We start from the raw sequence: 17,209 nt of genomic DNA on the forward strand, positions 1-17,209 counted from the left end.
TTTAAGGGATAGTGAATTTCACCAGGATAATTTTAGCGTACAAGTGTACACTGAAAAAATTGTTGGCTACGCTGGATAACGATATCACTGCTATGGAGCTGATCAGGAACCTGTTATGACCCCCACACTCTCTCACAAACATCAACACGCTGCGGGCTATTCGTTCGCCGAGGAAATTGCCAACAGTATCAGTCACGGTCTTGGCTGCCTGTTCGGTATCGTCGGACTGATGCTGATGCTCAATCAGGCAACGGAGAGGCAGGCCGACACCCTCACTTTTATCAGTTACAGCCTCTATGGTGGCAGCATGATCCTGCTGTTTCTGGCCTCGACGCTCTATCACGCTATTCCGGCTGGCCCGGCCAGACCCTGGCTGAAAAAGTTTGATCACTGCGCCATCTATCTGCTGATTGCCGGCACCTATACGCCGTTTCTGCTGGTCGCGCTGAGGACGCCGCTGGCGTATGGATTAATGGCGGTGATCTGGGGGCTGGCGCTGGCCGGTATCCTGTTCAAGCTCACGATTGCGCATCGCTTTAAAGCGCTGTCGCTGGTGACTTATCTCTGTATGGGGTGGCTGTCGCTGATTGTGGTTTATCAGCTGGCGATGATCCTGCCGCCGGGCTGCATCTGGCTGCTTGCCGCAGGCGGGATTATCTATTCGCTGGGGGTGATTTTCTATGTGGCGCGCCGTATTCCGTTTAACCACGCCATCTGGCATCTGTTCGTGCTGGGTGGGAGTCTCTGCCACTTCTGCGCTATCTACTTTTATGTGCGCTAAATTGAGCCTGCTCTGAATTGTGGCACTGGCCCTTCCCTTAGCGGAAGGGCCATACGCTCAATCAGCTTTCATCCAGCGAGTAGGGCAGTGGCTGAATGGTCAGATGTCCGCCTTCATCACCTTCCACCCGCAGCACGCTGTCCGGCTCCAGATCGTTATTCATCACGACCTGAATCCAGCTAATCCCGTCATCTAACTGCACCGCAGCCAGCACGCTGCCGGTTCGACGCCAGCGTTCACCCATCTGCAACTCCAGCGGGGCATTGGCTTCTGGCAGATGACTTGCCTGACCCGCCAGCCAGTAGAGCGCGCGTTTATTGGCGCCGCGATATTTCGCCCGGGCCACCATCTCCTGACCGGCATAGCACCCTTTTTTAAAGCTGATAGCATCCAGCGCCTGCAGGTTGGTGGCCTGCGGAATAAACTGCACGCTGGTGGCGGGATCGATCACCGGAATGCCCGCTTCAATATCCAGCGCCAGCCACTGCTGACTGTCATTGAACTGTGCATCGTCATTGAGCTTCTGCTTCAGCGCTTCTGCCTGGGCCAGCGAAGTGACAATCAGAAAACGTTCGGCCGGATGGGCAAACCACAGCAGCGTGGTTTCTCCCTGCTGCACCACCGGTTTTTCGCTGTCGGGCAGGCTATCAAACAGATTTTCCAGCGCGGCGCGCGCCTGGAAACCGGCCACGCCCAGCAATACTGACTCATCATCAGCCACCATCGTTACTTTAGAAAACACGGCGTATTTCTTTAACTCGGGCAGCTGGGTGTCGCGCAGCTCACGACGGATCAGATAAGCATAGCCTTCACCGCGATGGAACAGGCGCATATTGCTCCACATTTTGCCTTTAGCATCGCAGTGTGCGGCGAGCGAATGGTGGTCGGCATCCAGCGCGGCGACATCCAGCGTTAACTGACCCTGCAGGTAAGAGGTGCTGTCGGCACCAGTAATGGAAACCAGCGCCCAGCTATCCAGTGACATCAGGGTTAACGGCAGACGAGACGACGCGGCAGGCTGGCGCGGCGGTAAAGTAAATGTGGGCATGGAGATATCCTGTATAAGAAGGTTCATCCGGAATAATATCTTCAATGTTAAAAGAGCCGACTGGCAATGCAACCTGTTTACGGAAAACGGCGCACAAAAGGCGTGATAACCCTGAAAAGATCCAGCCTGAAATGTGGCAGGTTGCACAGCATGCGACGCTGCGCCTGCGAGCCGCATTAAACCAGGTTACACTAGGCGCCACGTTGTGAATTGTGGAAATTGATGCATGGATATTAATGATAAATCACGCATTCAGTGGGCCTGCCGTCGCGGCATGCTGGAACTGGATGTGGCTATTATGCCGTTCTTCAAATTTGAGTATGAGACGCTGAGCGACACCGATAAGCAGGTCTTTGTGGATTTGCTAAAGAGTGACGATCCCGATCTGTTTAACTGGCTGATGAATCACGGTGAGCCAAAGGATCCGGAGCTTAAGCGGATGGTGAACCTGATCCAGCAGCGTAACCATGCTCGCGGCCCGGTGGCAATGTAAGCTGCGGCCCTCTCGTCTGGCGTGCGGGTTAGTCTGCGCCTGGCTGATAGCAGCCGTGACTGGCGTGGTGCTGATGACGCTGCCTGCAGGCGGCTGGCTGGTTAAAGCGCCGATTATTCTGCTGTTGCTGGCTGAGGGCTGGCGCAGCGTTTGGCGATTGATTCAACGGCACGGTACGTTACAGCGGGAAAGCGTCCATTGCTGGATCTGGCAGGGAAAACGCTGGCGGCCAACTCAGCCACTACGCTGGTTACCCGTTGGCGTGCTGCTGGTGGCGAAGAGCGAACAGGGTGCCACGCTGCGCTGGTGGCTGATGCAGGACAATATGCAGCCTGGCGAATGGCGGGCGTTACGCGCCTGCTGCTTCAGCCCGGCGCGGCATTAATGGCAGCAGTGCAGGCAAGAGCGTCTGAAGCCGTTCATCTGCCTGCACTGCGGTTCAATAATGACAGGCAAGAGCGATTAAAGCCGCTCACCTGTTCAGGCTACGGTTCGACACCGGCAGAAGGGCCGTCAGAGCAGTCCGGCGGTTTCGGTTAACACCTGCTCGCACCACTGCTCAACGCGCTCATCGGTGACCTCAAACTGATTCACATCATCAAGCGCCAGACCCACAAACTGTGAGCCATCGGCACTCAGCGGTTTCGGGCTGGTGAACTCATAGCCTTCAAGCGGCCAGTAGCCAACAAAACGTACCCCCATCGGCTGCAGCAAATCGTGCAGCATGCCGAGCGCATCTAAAAACCACTCGCCATAGCCAATCTGATCGCCCATGCCATACAGTGCGACAATCTTGTTTTGCAGATTCAGCGCGGGCAACTGCGGCCAGATCGCCTCCCAGTCCTCCTGCAACTCACCGAAATCCCAGGTCGGGATGCCCATGATCAGCAAATCGTACTGCTCCATCAGGCGTGGGTCGTCATCTTTCACGTTATGCAGCGTCACTAACTCTTCGCCAATAAAATCGCGAATTTTCTCCGCTACGATTTCGGTGTAACAGGTACTGGAACCGTAAAATAGACCGATTTTCATATTTACCTATAAAATTCATACATTTACTTAGATAACAACTAGTTAATAACCTAATGACATCTAATGAATACTAGGGACTGTTAATTTCTGCCGCCAAATCGTCGCCATTTTTTGCCATGTTCAAAGGGTTGAATCTGATAGCTGTTTCAAGGTGTTCAGGTGCAAAGTGTGCGTATCTCATTGTCATACTGATGTCATGATGCCCTAAGATTTTTTGAAGCACTAAAATGTTACCGCCATTCATCATGAAGTGGGCGGCAAAAGTATGCCTCAAAACATGTGTCATCTGACCTTTAGGCAGTTCGATTGAGGATTGTTTAATCGCTCGCAGAAAGCCGTAATGGCAATCTTCAAATAAAGACTCCGTTTTAATTTTTGCGAGTTCGTCGTAAAACTGCCGATCGATAGGTACAGTTCTGTTTTTTTTGCTTTTGGTGTTAGTGAAGGTGATTTTGTAGGGGCTTAGCTGAGATCTTTTTAAATTCTGTGCTTCGCTCCATCTTGCTCCGGTACACAAGCAGACTCTTATCACTCGGTTCAAAGTGAGCTGGGCGGCGGTAATATCAATGAGTTCTAAAATTTGCTCTTGCTCAAGCCAGGACATTTCCCGCTCAGTAGTAACTAATTTGCGTAACTTTTCTAGTGGGTTAGGGTAGTTCCACTCACCCAGCCTTCCTAACTCGCTGAACATGCTGTTCAGATGTGAATGGTCCATATTCAGAGTGCTATTGGTTGCAGGATATGGAAAGCGTTTGTCTAAAAAAATCTCACCAGTGAGGCGTTTTTTTCTGTAATGAGCAAAATCATTAGCGGTGAAATCGGTTGCTTTTGGGTTTCCCATTGCCTTTATAACGTGCTTGAGCTTGCGATATACCATTAAGCCAGCGCTCAGGCTTTGGCCGTGTAAGGTGTACCAAAGTTCAGCAAGGTCTAGCATGGTCCGTTTATCACTCTTTTCAATGATCCACGGGCGACTTGCCGACTCATTTGTTATGTACTGCTCAAATGCAACAGCCTCACCTTTGGTGGGAAAAGTTTTCCTTACTCGTTTGCTATCGCGCCCTTGAGGGTAGCATTCACAGATCCATTTCCCTGTAGGAAGTTTGCGCACGCTCATAGTTAGCCTTTGTGCATTACCAGAGTGACTAAACCAATGAATTTCACGTCAGCTACAGGGCAGTCAAAACTACCTGATTCATTGGTGATTCTCACTTTGTGCTGAGGAAGGCGCATCACTTCTCTAATCGACTTTTTGCCATCTATATCCATCAGCCACAAACCATCACAAATGTCTTTAATGCCTTGGTCCATAAGGTATCTGCCTTTGCCAACAAAGAGCACGCAAGGTGAATTTAGATCCTCTGGATAAAGCTGCTTGTCGTAAAACAGTGGTTCACCTGGATTTAGTTCTCCGTCCTCAAGCACTGCACTGGGAACCTTAGAAGTTACATGGTTCTCATTTGCGTACTTTTCCCCCGTACCAAAGGCCAGCCACTCAACATTAATCCCCGTTTCGATTGATGCTTGAATCACCCAATCAGCAGGAAATATATCCCTCATGTATCTGGAAGCCATCGTGCTTTTAGACACTCCGAGCTTGTCACATAAGGCTTGGCGTGTCTTAAAGCCGTAAGCCTCAAGAAGCCTTTGCACCACTTTCTGACCACCTGTATTAAAGTCCATAGTTCTCATTAGGGTTCAATTGAATTTGACAAGTACCCCATATCGGATCTAAATTAGCCTCGAAGTGCGAATTCGGGTTCTCATTAGGTCTGATTGGGCTTAATTAGATATCAATAGGCAAATATTGAGAGTATTGCATGATGCAAAACAACATTTCAATCACGCTTCTGGTTCCACACATGACCAAAGAGCGTTACAGCGAAGCTACAGGCTTAGATTTGAAAACCATCGATCTCATGCTTGGCGATGGCCGTCTTTCTTCTTACCGTCACCGCCTTCGTAAGGATGGCAAGCGTGAACTTGTTTTGATTAACGTAGCTGCTTTAGCAATCGACGCACTCTCTGAGCATCAAGTTAAGTTCTCAAGCTAAGAGTTTGGTGCGCGATTGAGGACTTCATGAGCCGCCTGAAAACAATATCGGAATAGGGATATATAAAGCGATGTTTGATTTTAAGACTTCCACCCATAACCACTATGAAGACGCCTGCCGCAAATTTGCGCTGACTCACAACATGCGGGAGCTGGCTCAGCAAGCTGGCATGAAAGTGCAGACGCTTCGCAACAAGCTGAATCCTGATCAGGTGCATCAACTGACTGTTACAGAAGTGCTGCTGCTGACTGATCTAACCGAGGACGCGACTCTGATGGATGGGATGCTGGCGCAGTTGCACTGTCTGCCTTGCGTTCCAGTGAATGAACATGCCGCAGAAAAGTTTTCCGCTTACGTGCTCAACGCCTCCGCGCAGGTCGGAACGCTTGCTGCCAGTGCGGCAAACCAAGCCAGCATTACGACCTCATGCCGTCGCGGGATTGTTGAAGCAGCTAATACCGGCATTCGTTGCATGATGCTGGCGGCTCTCGCTGTACAGGCGCGTATTCATTCAAATCCTACCATCGCGTCAACTGTGGATATTGCAGGCGCAATCGGATCATCAATAGGCATGAGCTAGGGATATGAGTCAGGAATTAACCTATTTCTTTCGCTATCGCGGAAAGGAAATGTCAGTGGATGCTGAAAATGTCGCGCTTTATTACCCGTCTATTTCAGGCGACGGCAGTGGCTTTTTTACCCTGATAAATGGTGAGCGTTTTCGTGGTGAAAATGTAAGAGAAATAAGTAAGGGGAAAAGTGAATTATGCCGGTATTTGTAAGGCTTTTGAAAAATCAGTCGCCACCCCCACAGTTAGCAGCATCAGGGCATGGCTGGATAGAAACGAAAGCAAGTAAGCGCTGGCACCCGGCAATCTCACAAGCCGAACTGCTGGCAGGATTAACGGGTAAGAGGAAAGAATCATGGGTTACAAAGCTGAAAGTATCACTGTTCAGATGAACGCGGGGCAGCGTGCCAGTGCGCTTAATCATATCTCTGCGCTTCGTACCATGATGTACGGCGATTGCAGCCACGAACTAAACCGCTTTATCGCAGACATGCGTAATAAGCGCGATCACCAGGCTGAACAGAATGGCCGCGCACTGAGCGCAATTTTCTTCCTGGCTAATATCAGCAAAGAACGTCACGGCGTTGATTTCAGTGAACTGACGAGTGACGAAAAAACGGCGCTGATTAGCGCAATGAATCACTTAAAAGCAGTCGTGAGTTTATTTCCAAAGAATCTGACGTTACCTAATTAATTAACCCAAAGAAATTAAATGGCGTAAACCCGCCGGGCATTTTTTTGCCCGAATTCAGGAGAAAGAGAAATGCGAAATATCCAGACCCGTAATTTTAAAGCTGATGACGACGCGCTTAATGCCCTGCTGAGCAAGGCCAAAACTGAGCAGCGTTCTGATGATGCGCTGTCCGTTTCTATCCGCCTGGCCGCACTGGCAATTCATGCCCGCAAACAGGAAATGTCAGCGGCGGAAATCATCGAGCTGCTGGACAAAGAAGCAGAACGCTTTGAGAACCAGGCGCAGGAGCTGCACTGATGGCCGACTCAATGGATCTGGTACAGCAGCGCGTACAGGAAGAACTGGCGCGCAATCTGGCTAACGCGACTCACCGCCCGGCAGGGGCGAGTGAGTTTTTCTGCCTGTCGTGCGGCGAAGAAATCCCGGAGAAGCGTCGCCGCGCACTGCCGGGCGTTTCCCTCTGCGTGACCTGTAAAGAAGTCAGTGAGCTGAAAAGCGCGCATTACAAAGGTGGTGCAGTATGAAGAAGATTCATGATTTAAAAATCGGCCCGTTCTTTTTCAATGCCGTGTCATGTGGAGATAAAAAAGCAGAGTTTAGAGAGAATGACCGCGACTTTATATGCGGTGATTTTCTTCGTTTGCGGGAATGGGATGGGGAATATACCGGCTCTGAACTGATGGTGGTAATCACTCATATACTGCCTATTGAAAAGCTGATACCGGGTGCAGGCAGCTGGGCCATGCTTTCTATCGAACGGATTGACTCTGTACCTGCGGATCAGACTTTAAAATCGGCTGCAGGTGGTGAGCTATGAGCACCATTCTGAAGTGGGCGGGCAATAAGTCCCGCTTAATGCCTGAGCTGATTAAGCACCTGCCCGCCGGTGATCGTCTGGTTGAGCCGTTTGCCGGTTCCTGTGCGGTCATGATGAATACGGATTACCCGGCTTATCTGGTGGCCGACGTGAATCCCGATCTGATTAACCTCTATCGCCAGGTTAAAGAACATACGCGCCCGTTTATTGTCGTGGCGTTATCGCTCTTTAATCAGAACAAAACGGAAGAGAGTTATTATCAGGTCCGCAAAGATTTTAACTTCAACGCGGCACTGCCACTGCTGGAACGTGCTGCGCAATTCCTCTACCTGAACCGCCACGGCTACCGTGGCCTTTGCCGTTATAACAAGCGCGGCGAATTTAATAATCCTTACGGCCATTACAAACAGCCATATTTCCCTCTGGCAGAAATTGAGGCTTTTGCCCTGAAGGCCCAGCGCGCTACGTTTGAATGCCTGGGCTACAGCGAAACCCTGAACATGGTCCGTGCCGGTGATGTCGTGTACTGCGATCCGCCTTATCACGGCACGTTTAACGGTTATCACACCGAAGGGTTCAGCGACGACGATCAGCACTCGCTGGCTTGCATTCTGCTGGGTATCTCTGAGCGCAATCCGGTGATCGTTTCAAACAGCGACACACTTTTTACCCGCAGCATCTACCGCGAATTTGACCTGACAAAAGTCACTGCTGCCCGCTCTGTTGGCGTGGCTGCCGGTGAAGGCAAGCGCGCACCGGAAATCATCGCGGCGCGTCACATGAGTCTGGCGGTGTAATGGCTCAGGTATTCGCTTACCCGTGGAACGCCCCAAAAAAGGTAATAAACCCACAGCTGGACCCGGCGGAGGTTGCGCCGGTGTCCGCGCTTTCAAACCTGATCGCTCTCTATGCTGCGGATAACGAGCAGGAGCAGCTGCGCCGTGAGGCAGTGAGCGATCAGGTCTGGGACCGCTACTTTTTCAATGAGTCACGCGATCCTGTCCAGCGCGAAATTGTGCAGGACAGAATCGTCAGCCGGGCAAAGATGGCCCGCGAACAGCAGCAGTTTAATCCCGATCTGGTTATCGTGGCCGATGTCAGCGCCCAGCCTTCGCACATCAGCAAGCCACTCATGGAGCGCGTTAAGTTTTTCCACAATCTCGGCAGGCCGCAGGCTTATTCCCGCTACCTGCGCGAAACTATCCGCCCCTGCCTTGAGAGGCTGGCCCGCGTGCGCGAAAGCCAGATTTCAGCCTCATTCCGTTTTATGGCCGGTCATGACGGGCTTGACGGCCTGCTGGCGTTGCCTGAAATGAACCAGAATCAGGTCAAGCGTTTATCTACGCTGGTCGCAGCGCACATGAGCATGTGTCTTGATAAGGCCAGCGGCCATCTGTTTGTCAGTGACGACGTGACGCCGGAGCAGGTCCGCCAGGCATGGGAACTTGTTGCAGCGGAAGCGATGCGTCTGGACGTAATCCCCCCGGCCTTTGAGCAGCTACGCCGCAAAAAGCGCCGCCGCAAGCCCGTGCCCTATGATCTGATCCCGGCCTCGCTGGCACGTATGCTTTGCGCTGACTGGTGGTATCGCAAGTTATGGCAGCTGCGTTGTGAATGGCGTGAAGAGCAGCTGCGCGCTGTCTGCCTGGTCAACAAAAAAGCATCCCCCTATGTCAGCTTTGAAGCGGTGATCCATAAGCGTGAGCAGCGCAGGAAGTCTCTGGAGTTCTTCCGCTCACATGAGCTGATCAGCGATGAAGGCGATACGCTGGATATGGAAGACGTGGTGAATGCCAGTAGCAGCAACCCGGCACACCGCCGTAATGAAATGATGGCCTGCGTTAAGGGGCTGGAGCTTATCGCGGAAATGCGCGGCGACTGCGCCGTGTTTTACACCATTACCTGCCCGTCACGTTTTCACGCAACGCTTAACAACGGCAGACCGAATCCGAAGTGGACCACGGCCACCGTTCGCCAGAGCAGTGATTATCTGGTTGATACGTTTGCCGCCTTCCGCAAGGCCATGCACAAAGCCGGTATGCGCTGGTATGGCGTGCGGGTTGCTGAGCCACATCATGACGGCACCGTACACTGGCACCTGCTGTGCTTCATGCGCAAAAAGGAGCGCCGTTCAGTCACCGCGTTGCTGCGGAAATTCGCCATTCGTGAAGACCGTGAAGAGCTTGGCAGCAATACCGGGCCGCGCTTTAAGTCTGAGCTGATCAACCCGCGCAAAGGTTCACCGACCAGTTATATCGCTAAATACGTTAGCAAGAATATCGACGGGCGTGGCCTGTCAGATGAAATCAGCGCCGAAACCGGCAAATCACTGCGTGACAGTGCGGAGAACGTAGGCGCGTGGGCGTCACTTCACCGTGTTCAGCAGTTCCGCTTCTTTGGCATTCCGGGCCGCCAGGCTTACCGGGAACTGCGCCTGCTTGCCGGTCAGGCGCTGAGAAATCAGAGCGATAAAAAGGCCGGTGCGCCGGTGCTTGAAAACGCGCAGCTGGACGCCGTGCTGGCCGCTGCAGATGTGGGCTGCTTTGCCACCTACATCATGAAACAGGGCGGCGTTCTGGTTCCACGTAAACATCACATCGTCAGAACTGCCTACGAGCTTAACGAAGAGCCAACCCCTTACGGCGATCACGGCACCCGTATTTATGGCATCTGGTCCCCGTTAGTGGCTGGCCGCATTTGCACGCACGCAACGAAGTGGAAAATGGTTCGTAAGGCCGTTGACGTTCAGGAGGCGACAGCCGACCAGGGCGCAAGCGCCCCTTGGACTCGTGGCAATAACTGTCCCCCTGATGAAAAACTGAACACTTCAGGGGGCAATCCGGTATCTGTTGAACCTATAGAACCGGGTGAAGCGCCTCTTTATGGTCCGGCAAATTTCGACAATATGACCAGAAAGCAACGCCGGGAACTGCTGGCGCGTCTTCGGGTGGTAAAGCCGCGCCAGAAAAAGAGTTATAAGCAGGAAATTGACGACTGTCAGCGGGCACTTCTGGTTAGAGAACTGCGGGTGAGGGGTTTTACCGGGGAAGATAAAGAAACAAACCTGCTTCTGTCCGGGGGCAGTCTTAATTCTGGTGCGGGTATGCGCATTTTCTACCGGAACGGGCGGTTACAGGAAGATGATAAATGGCGGAAATGGAGCTGATTCATGTCCAACAGCTATAAGCGAAGCCGCTCTAGTCCCTCATGATTTCGCTTTATCCAATTAAAATAACGAGTTGAAAACATCACCCAATCGATATTTTTTTAGGATAAGCCCTTATTGAACGTAAAAAACGTTTCACATTTTTAAGACCATACTATACTGTACGCATATACAGTTGTTACGTCGAGGGAGGACAAATGAGCGATCATCTTCTGGAGGAAATTAAACTCCAGCGCATTGATTTTATTCTTAAAAAAGTTGCTTTTGATACGTGCGATTTCGAAGAAAAGGAAATGGCAATTCACTGGTTAGTAGAGTTATCAGGTGAATTGATGGCTGAGGTTAGAAAGGCCAAATCATTTAAATCTGAAGTCGAACGCCATTGAGAGGGACTTATGCATATTGAAATTATGATTAACAAAGAGCCGAAAATCAGTGAAGACATTCTCAGCGCCCTTGAAGCTGAGCTTTACAGAAATTTCCTGCCGGTTTATCCCGATACAAGTATTCGCATTCGTAAGGGTAGTGCTAACGGAGTGGTCCTGAGCGGAGTCAGACAGGACGATGATAAAAAGAATGTTATGGATATTCTGCAGGCAGTATGGGAAGACGACAGCTGGCAGTATCAACACTGATAACGTTGCTGGCGTCAAAATTCACTTTTGGCGATGGCAAGGTTGAACAACGAGCATTGCGAGGCGTTAGGCGATGGCCGGAAGCGATTCAAATTTTCAGGTAGTTTACCGGGGCGAAAGCCTGACTGATTATGCGCCTGGCGGATTGGTTTTCTTTCAGCGGCCAAAAGAGAACGGCGGCGGCTTCTGGTTGGGCCGGACTTATGATGGTGTTTTCTGGCTTGAAATCCCGGCCCCTGTTTCTCTTTCACAGGGACTTTTATACCTGCAGGCGGTGAAAAATTCTGCCCCGGCTGATGTGAAATACATATCCCTGGATAATAACCTTTCTCTGTTCTGACTCCATGCGCATGAGTGCATGTCTATGCTGCATGAATCCGCATGATCCCCAAAGGATCGTTAGCCCTCCGGCCCGCCAGTACTGGCGGGCTTTTGCTTATGTCATGCAGGTGCATGAAAACCACTGCATAAAGCGGGCAGGCGTGGCGGGGCTACGAGCGCGCGCTGTGGGGGCCAGGTGGTCAGAATGCGGCGCAATTTCCGGGCCGCTGGCGCGTTGTTTGAGGCAGATCTGGTTTGAGGTCGAAAAAAGAGTTCGCCCCGTATGGTGACGTAGAGGCTCTCAATTGCGCTATGAGGTCAATCAGCTTTGAGGGCCGTCATTAAGCAAATGACATTTAACATTAAACTTCTGTGTTGTAGTGAGAGCGTAACGAATTGCCGGTGATTACCACCGCATCTTCCAAAACTTTAAGCAATAAATTTTATCGTGTTGTGCATCATTTGCACTTGATTAAATGGCTAATGACAACTTAAGTTAAGTTAGTTTTTAAAAGATAGCAGTATGTGATGCGACTAAAGTGTGGTTCATCCACGGCGGAACTATGAAGGATAAGTTCTGTCTAAATTGTGCAGAGAAAGCGCTTAAAGCCCTAGCGCAACTGTGCTAAACTTCGCCGCCCCATAGGGGCAGTACCTGTAAATTGCTTACGAAGTTAAGCGGTTCACGTGGGAAGGTTAAGGAGGTTTGTATGCAAGATTTAGTGATGAAAATGTTCGGCTGGAACCCTTACGTGGCAGGCGGTAAAGCCATGGCAGAGCGTTTGAAAGAGTCGGGAGTCAAAGACATTAGCGTTGTTGGCCGCGGTTCAGTGATTGTGCGTAATGACAATGGTGAAAAGCTGTCTCATTATCGGAAAGCAGCTAAACGATTTGTCGAGAAGGATGCGCAGGCTGTTGCTGCTGGTAGCAAGGACAATGACGAGGACTAATGTTTGCACTTCTCATAATCCCACTGCTCGCCAGCGGGCAGATAATAATTTCCTCGCGTTACATAATTAAAATCTACTTCCGCTTACACAGATATGATGGCCAGCTTCTTTACATGAAGGTGGCCACATATGGCATATGGTGCCTGCTCGCCTCGATATGTGCCGCTTATCTGATGAAGTGGGCCATACCCGGTTTTACTTTAGCTACCTGGCTGACGAACTGGATTGATCTAAGTAATGACTCTAAGCAGAACCGACTTACATCATGGTTAATTCTTTTGTCTTTTAGCATGGTGATGATTGCTGTAGCGTGGACTCAGATCATAAGGTTCGTAATCCATCTGGCAGCGAACGTGCTGAGCGGTTTTAAGAATGACGATGGGCAGGCTGATTTTTTTAAGCAGGTAATCCGGTTGTGGGCACTTAAAGAATTACTTTCAGAGGGTTCTTTGGGTAAGCTGTTTTTCGACTCTGCTACAAGCGCAAAGCCTGTGCTGGTAAGCCTTAAAAGCCGAAAGGTTTACGTTGGCACAGTGAATATGATTAGCGAACCAAACGAGAAGCAAGGTCCTAATCTTGAAGTATCAATCAACCCAATCATGTCAGGTTACAGAGAAAAAGATAATCTTCGGGTTCTTTTTTCTAATGATTACAGTGAGCTGGGTGATGTTGATACAAGTGTGATTTTTCCTTTAAGCGAAGTTGCACAGGCTTCCTGGTTTGATATGGATACACATCAGAAAGTGGATAACAATCGAGAGCAAAAGCCTGTCTCTAATAGAAAAAGAAAGCGACATAATCGGCATTGAATAAGCCCGGCTTAGCCGGGCTTTTTTGTGTCTGTTATTCGATATCCAGTACATAAGGTGCAAACCGAATAACATCCTCACCGAGCCAGTTGTTCAGTTCTTCAAATCGTTTCTGCAGTGGCATAAGTTCGTTGCGCACAAACACGCGGCTGGCCTTTTCAACGTCACCGAACCCGCCTGTGTTGTTCGGGATAATCCCCATCATCTGCGGCGGAACGCGATGCGCGGCCATCATGTCATCGCGGCTCACGTTCTTGATGTTCAGGAATTCATCTTTCGCCGCCACCTCTGACAACGGGATGATCTGAATGCCGTCTTTCTTCCCGTTAGGTGAATACATAAACAGGTTGCGGAAGTTGCCAGGGCCCTTCGCGCTCTTCATCGCTTTGCGGATGTTGTCCACGTCCTCCTGATTCTGTGCGGCGTCGGTCATGTACATGATGAAACCGGCGTGGCTGCCGTTGAGATAATACTTGCGGCGGAACAGCGTGGCCGACTCATTCAGCAGCGTTGACGGGATAGCGGACAGGTATTCCGGCAGGCCGTAAATCTCCTGATTAAGGTCCGGTTCCATCAGGTGAAACACGCTGCCCGGCGTGAACTGGTAAGGCTGCGTGGTCAGGCCGTACTGTGCAAACCAGTAGGTGTCTAAATCGGTGCCGCGCCGGGTGAATTTCGCCAGCGATGGCTCCAGTGCAATCACGCCGCCCAGGCGGTTAGTCCGCTTCTCAAGGTAGGCGTTACCGAATACCAGATAGTCCTGAATGAAGCGGCTGAACGCCTGCCCGCTCAGCAGCCGGTGCGGTATAAACGTGCTGGTCAGAATGTTGCGCTTCACGTTCAGGGGTGAGCTGTGATGCACGGCGGCGCGGAACGTGCGCGCCAGCCCGTCAAAACTCACCGGCGGCTCATACCACCTGTCAAGCACAACGCATTCCACGTAGTCCAGCAGTTCGCGGCGGTCCAGCACCGGGATCGGGTCGCCAAAGGTGAACGCTTCCGCCGCCGGGCCGCCGGTCATCTGCTCCTGCACGGGCTGCGTGCGCGTGCGGTTCCTGCGTTTGCTCATTTAAAAAATCTCCATGATGTTGCGTGTGTGGGCGGATTCACCCTGCAGCGGTTCGTTTGCCAGCGCGTGCATGGCCGCCCAGGCTAAATCCGCGTGGCTGGCTTCTTCGCTGCGGCTGGCTTCATAGGTCGGGCGGTTGCCGCTGGCCGTGGTGGCGCGGCGGATTGCCATAAATGACTGCGCGATGTCGAGGTGTCCGGCGTCGAACTCAAGCCGCCCGCCGCTGATGATGTCGAACGCCTTCAGTACCAGTGCGTTTTTTACGGTCGGGTTGTAGACAAACTCTTTCACCGCAGGGAAAAACGCTTTTACATTTTCATAAACCCCAAGCCCCACGCCGGTGGAGTCGATGCCGATATAGGTCACGTTATACTGCTGCGTCAGTTTTTTGATGGACTCAGCCTGCGCCCGGAAGTCCATGCCGCGCCACTGGTGGCGCTCAAGGATGCGGAACTTACCGCCCGGCACGGCGGGTGGAGCCATGACCACGCACCCGGCGCTGTCGCCGTTCTGCGTGCCCTTCGCCGGGTCGTACCCGATCCAGACTTCACGCCAGCCAAACGGACGCAGCGCCAGTGCTTCGAAATCGTCTTTCCACACTTCCCAGCTGTCCACCATGCATTTCTGCAGCAGCTGCAGCGGGAATACGGACGCGAGGTCATCCACGAATTCACACATCAGCAGGTTCTGGTATTCCGGCGGACTGTATTCCAGGCGCAGCTGGTCGAGGTCAAACAGGTTACAGCCGCCGCGCACCGCATCCTCAACGGTGACAATCTGGCGGAACTGGCCGTCATCGCAGAAGCGGCCCGGCGACAGGTTCGGGTGCGTCAGGTCGATGTCTACGCGGTCCGCCTTCGTGCGGCCCCGGTTAAAGAGCGCGCCGGACCAGAACGGATAGGCGCTGTGCGTCAGGCTGGACGGCGTGGAAAAGTAGGTCTGCCGCCACTTTTTATGCAGCGCCATGCCGGACGCCACCTTGCGCAGTTCCTGAAACTTCGGAATCCAGAAATATTCATCCAGGTAAAGATTGCCGTGATAGCTCTGTGCGGTGCGGGCGTTGGTGCCTAAAAAGTACAGGCACGCGCCGTTACTCAGCGTCATCGGGTCGCCCTTAAGTTCAACGTCCGCCTCTTTGGCGAATTCGATGATGTATTGCTTAAAGACGTGCGCCTGCGCCTTGCTGGCCGACAGAAATATCTGGTTGCGGCCTGTGGTCAGCGCATCGATCAGCGCCTCGCGGGCAAAGTAAAAGGTGGCGCCAATCTGGCGGGATTTAAGCACGTTGCGGATGCGGTGCTTATTACCGGCTTCCCACCACTGACGCTGATAGCCGAACATCGAGTTGTGGAAGATTTCCTGCAGCTTCTCAACCTGCTCGTCGGTGAACAGATTCTTTACTGGTGCTGCCCGCGGGCCTTTGTTGCGGTTTTCCACGTTGGGGTTAAGGTCCGCTTCATTGCCGCCGTTGTTAAATTTTCCGATCCGGGCGTGGCGCTCGGACTGCCGGGCCAGCAGGTCGATTTCTTTATAGTCTTTTCCTTCCTTCGTCTCCTTCATGACCAGCTGGCAGTAGCGTGCGGCGGTGGTCAGCTGCATCTGATCCAGCGGGCCATAGTCGCCCCACCTGTCGCGTTTTTTCCAGCTGTGAACGGTTGCGGGTTTCTCTCCCAGCATTTCAGCAATGCGGGCGATGCGGTATCCCTGAAAGTACAGCAGCAAAGCCTGCCTGCGGGGATCGAGGTCTTCTGGGGCGGGTGTCATGTTCATGCAGCCAAAATACGGCCCCGCCGCCGCCTTTTCTGCTGTCCCTCATTGTGTGGTAAGCCGCACAACGTCCGCGCGTTGTTTCGCTACCCCCCTCGCCGCAAACATAGGGCCTCAGAGCGATTTATCACAACGGAGCCTGGACAATGGCAAAGAAAGCAAAGCGTTTCCGCATCGGGGTGGAAGGTGCCACCACGGACGGGCGCACCATCGAGCGAAGCTGGCTTGAGCAGATGGCGGCAAAATACGATCCGGCTGTTTATACCGCCGTCATCAACATGGAACACATCAAGGGCTACACGCCGGACAGTCCGTTCCGCCGGTTCGGTGTCGTTGATGCGCTGGATACGGAGGAAATCAAAGACGGATTGCTGAAAGGCAAGCTGGGGCTTTTTGCCACGATTTCCCCGTCGGATGATCTGATCGATATGACCGGCAAAATGCAGAAGCTGTTTACGTCGATGGAAATCAGCCTGAAGTTTGCCGATACCGACGCACCTTATCTGGTTGGCCTGGCCGTCACTGACGACCCGGCAAGCCTCGGCACCGAAATGCTGGCCTTCAGTGCCAAAGCGGAGCAGAACCCGCTGGCAAACCGCAAGCAGCACCCGGAAAACCTGTTCAGCGCGGCCACCGAAACGGTGATTGAGCTGGAAGACGTGCCGGAGGAAAAGCCCGCCCTGTTTACCCGCATCAAGGCCATGTTTGCAAAGCAGCAGCAGACCGATGCCGCCCGCTTCAGCGACGTGCATCAGGCGGTTGAGCTGATTGCCAGCGAACAGCAGCAGTACGGCACCCGCACCGACAAGGCGCTGCAGGAGCAGACCGAACGCCTGAGCAAGCTGGAAGCAGACCTGCAGACGCGCGTACTTGAGTTTGACGCTCAGAAAGCTGATTTCAGTGAGCTGAAAGAGCAGCTGGAGCGCGAAGACGGCCGCAAAGATTTCCGCCAGCGCACGCCGGGTGGCAATGCGCCAGCCGGACACCTGACCAACTGCTAAAGG

25 protein-coding genes are annotated in these 17,209 nt (G+C 52.4%); 19 read left to right on the forward strand and 6 right to left on the reverse strand.

The features are described from left to right. Positions 1-115: 115 nt before the first annotated feature. A complete protein-coding gene (gene trhA / locus ACX8ZY_RS04205) occupies positions 116-781 on the forward strand; it encodes a PAQR family membrane homeostasis protein TrhA (RefSeq protein ID WP_267713207.1) in 666 nt (221 codons plus the stop codon). A 61-nt stretch (positions 782-842) separates the two neighbouring features. On the opposite strand, the gene ygfZ is transcribed toward trhA, so the two are convergent. Beyond that, positions 843-1,829: a tRNA-modifying protein YgfZ gene (ygfZ, locus tag ACX8ZY_RS04210; RefSeq protein ID WP_010671051.1), complete on the reverse strand. Its 987-nt coding sequence runs from the start codon at positions 1,827-1,829 to the stop codon at positions 843-845. Positions 1,830-2,055: 226 nt separating this feature from the next. Here ygfZ and sdhE point away from each other — a divergent pair, with 226 nt between their 5' ends. Beyond that, positions 2,056-2,322: an FAD assembly factor SdhE gene (sdhE, locus tag ACX8ZY_RS04215; protein WP_010248781.1), complete on the forward strand. Its 267-nt coding sequence runs from the start codon at positions 2,056-2,058 to the stop codon at positions 2,320-2,322. Beyond that, positions 2,297-2,707: a protein YgfX gene (locus tag ACX8ZY_RS04220; RefSeq protein ID WP_010671050.1), complete on the forward strand. Its 411-nt coding sequence runs from the start codon at positions 2,297-2,299 to the stop codon at positions 2,705-2,707. Before sdhE ends, ACX8ZY_RS04220 begins: the two co-directional genes overlap by 26 nt. A gap of 128 nt (positions 2,708-2,835) precedes the next feature. Here the strand turns inward: ACX8ZY_RS04220 and fldB are convergent, their stop codons facing one another. From fldB to ACX8ZY_RS04235, 3 genes are all read right to left on the reverse strand, one after another. After that, positions 2,836-3,354 (reverse strand): flavodoxin FldB, encoded by a 519-nt coding sequence (fldB, locus tag ACX8ZY_RS04225; RefSeq protein WP_010248777.1) that lies wholly within the window; start codon positions 3,352-3,354, stop codon positions 2,836-2,838. Positions 3,355-3,424: 70 nt separating this feature from the next. Then, complete coding sequence (locus ACX8ZY_RS04230) at positions 3,425-4,471, reverse strand: phage integrase (protein WP_010248776.1); 1,047 nt, start codon at positions 4,469-4,471, stop codon at positions 3,425-3,427. Positions 4,472-4,473: 2 nt separating this feature from the next. Continuing rightward, positions 4,474-5,037 (reverse strand): phage repressor protein CI, encoded by a 564-nt coding sequence (locus ACX8ZY_RS04235; RefSeq protein WP_010248774.1) that lies wholly within the window; start codon positions 5,035-5,037, stop codon positions 4,474-4,476. 140 nt (positions 5,038-5,177) lie between these two features. On the opposite strand from ACX8ZY_RS04235, the gene ACX8ZY_RS04240 reads away from it, so the two are divergent. The 15 genes from ACX8ZY_RS04240 (at position 5,178) to ACX8ZY_RS04310 (ending at position 13,369) form a co-directional block, all read left to right on the forward strand. Further along, positions 5,178-5,408, forward strand: coding sequence for a hypothetical protein (locus tag ACX8ZY_RS04240; RefSeq protein WP_029519635.1), 231 nt, complete (start codon positions 5,178-5,180; stop codon positions 5,406-5,408). A gap of 70 nt (positions 5,409-5,478) precedes the next feature. Continuing rightward, complete coding sequence (locus ACX8ZY_RS04245; protein ID WP_010248768.1) at positions 5,479-5,988, forward strand: phage regulatory CII family protein; 510 nt, start codon at positions 5,479-5,481, stop codon at positions 5,986-5,988. A gap of 4 nt (positions 5,989-5,992) precedes the next feature. Next, the gene (locus tag ACX8ZY_RS04250) at positions 5,993-6,190 is read left to right on the forward strand and encodes a hypothetical protein (RefSeq protein ID WP_071778617.1); all 198 of its coding nucleotides are present in this window, start codon (positions 5,993-5,995) and stop codon (positions 6,188-6,190) included. Then, positions 6,175-6,369, forward strand: coding sequence for a phage filamentation protein Fil family protein (locus ACX8ZY_RS04255; protein ID WP_010248765.1), 195 nt, complete (start codon positions 6,175-6,177; stop codon positions 6,367-6,369). The genes ACX8ZY_RS04250 and ACX8ZY_RS04255 overlap by 16 nt, the downstream gene beginning before the upstream one ends. Further along, entirely contained in the window at positions 6,333-6,671 is a 339-nt protein-coding gene (locus ACX8ZY_RS04260) for a DUF5347 family protein (protein WP_010248762.1), read from the forward strand. The genes ACX8ZY_RS04255 and ACX8ZY_RS04260 overlap by 37 nt, the downstream gene beginning before the upstream one ends. Positions 6,672-6,740: 69 nt before the next feature. Then, positions 6,741-6,968: a DUF2732 family protein gene (locus ACX8ZY_RS04265; protein WP_061063428.1), complete on the forward strand. Its 228-nt coding sequence runs from the start codon at positions 6,741-6,743 to the stop codon at positions 6,966-6,968. Beyond that, positions 6,968-7,195: a TraR/DksA family transcriptional regulator gene (locus tag ACX8ZY_RS04270; protein WP_187508665.1), complete on the forward strand. Its 228-nt coding sequence runs from the start codon at positions 6,968-6,970 to the stop codon at positions 7,193-7,195. The genes ACX8ZY_RS04265 and ACX8ZY_RS04270 overlap by 1 nt, the downstream gene beginning before the upstream one ends. Continuing rightward, the gene (locus tag ACX8ZY_RS04275; protein WP_187508666.1) at positions 7,192-7,488 is read left to right on the forward strand and encodes a DUF3850 domain-containing protein; all 297 of its coding nucleotides are present in this window, start codon (positions 7,192-7,194) and stop codon (positions 7,486-7,488) included. Before ACX8ZY_RS04270 ends, ACX8ZY_RS04275 begins: the two co-directional genes overlap by 4 nt. Beyond that, positions 7,485-8,285: a DNA adenine methylase gene (locus ACX8ZY_RS04280; protein WP_187508667.1), complete on the forward strand. Its 801-nt coding sequence runs from the start codon at positions 7,485-7,487 to the stop codon at positions 8,283-8,285. The genes ACX8ZY_RS04275 and ACX8ZY_RS04280 overlap by 4 nt, the downstream gene beginning before the upstream one ends. Next, the gene (locus ACX8ZY_RS04285) at positions 8,285-10,654 is read left to right on the forward strand and encodes a replication endonuclease (RefSeq protein WP_187508668.1); all 2,370 of its coding nucleotides are present in this window, start codon (positions 8,285-8,287) and stop codon (positions 10,652-10,654) included. The genes ACX8ZY_RS04280 and ACX8ZY_RS04285 overlap by 1 nt, the downstream gene beginning before the upstream one ends. 197 nt (positions 10,655-10,851) lie before the next feature. Next, positions 10,852-11,040: a hypothetical protein gene (locus tag ACX8ZY_RS04290; RefSeq protein ID WP_010248751.1), complete on the forward strand. Its 189-nt coding sequence runs from the start codon at positions 10,852-10,854 to the stop codon at positions 11,038-11,040. A gap of 9 nt (positions 11,041-11,049) precedes the next feature. Then, entirely contained in the window at positions 11,050-11,289 is a 240-nt protein-coding gene (locus tag ACX8ZY_RS04295; protein WP_010248749.1) for a DinI-like family protein, read from the forward strand. Positions 11,290-11,362: 73 nt separating this feature from the next. After that, positions 11,363-11,629 carry a hypothetical protein gene (locus tag ACX8ZY_RS04300; RefSeq protein WP_010248748.1) on the forward strand — a complete coding sequence of 89 codons (267 nt, stop codon included), beginning with the start codon at positions 11,363-11,365 and terminating at the stop codon, positions 11,627-11,629. A 691-nt stretch (positions 11,630-12,320) separates the two neighbouring features. Further along, on the forward strand, positions 12,321-12,560 hold the full coding sequence (locus ACX8ZY_RS04305; protein ID WP_187508669.1) for a hypothetical protein: 240 nt from the start codon (positions 12,321-12,323) through the stop codon (positions 12,558-12,560). Next, the gene (locus ACX8ZY_RS04310) at positions 12,560-13,369 is read left to right on the forward strand and encodes a hypothetical protein (RefSeq protein WP_187508670.1); all 810 of its coding nucleotides are present in this window, start codon (positions 12,560-12,562) and stop codon (positions 13,367-13,369) included. Before ACX8ZY_RS04305 ends, ACX8ZY_RS04310 begins: the two co-directional genes overlap by 1 nt. A 34-nt stretch (positions 13,370-13,403) precedes the next feature. Here the strand turns inward: ACX8ZY_RS04310 and ACX8ZY_RS04315 are convergent, their stop codons facing one another. Both ACX8ZY_RS04315 and ACX8ZY_RS04320 read right to left on the reverse strand, forming a co-directional pair. Next, on the reverse strand, positions 13,404-14,390 hold the full coding sequence (locus tag ACX8ZY_RS04315; RefSeq protein WP_459261089.1) for a phage portal protein: 987 nt from the start codon (positions 14,388-14,390) through the stop codon (positions 13,404-13,406). Between the two features lie 48 nt (positions 14,391-14,438). Beyond that, positions 14,439-16,208, reverse strand: a complete 1,770-nt coding sequence (locus ACX8ZY_RS04320) for a terminase ATPase subunit family protein (RefSeq protein WP_187508672.1) — start codon at positions 16,206-16,208, stop codon at positions 14,439-14,441. 143 nt (positions 16,209-16,351) lie between these two features. On the opposite strand from ACX8ZY_RS04320, the gene ACX8ZY_RS04325 reads away from it, so the two are divergent. Continuing rightward, on the forward strand, positions 16,352-17,206 hold the full coding sequence (locus ACX8ZY_RS04325) for a GPO family capsid scaffolding protein (RefSeq protein WP_187508673.1): 855 nt from the start codon (positions 16,352-16,354) through the stop codon (positions 17,204-17,206). The last annotated feature ends 3 nt before the right edge of the window (positions 17,207-17,209 follow it).

This window comes from Pantoea sp. XAF26B01_ASV70 (assembly GCF_054512635.1).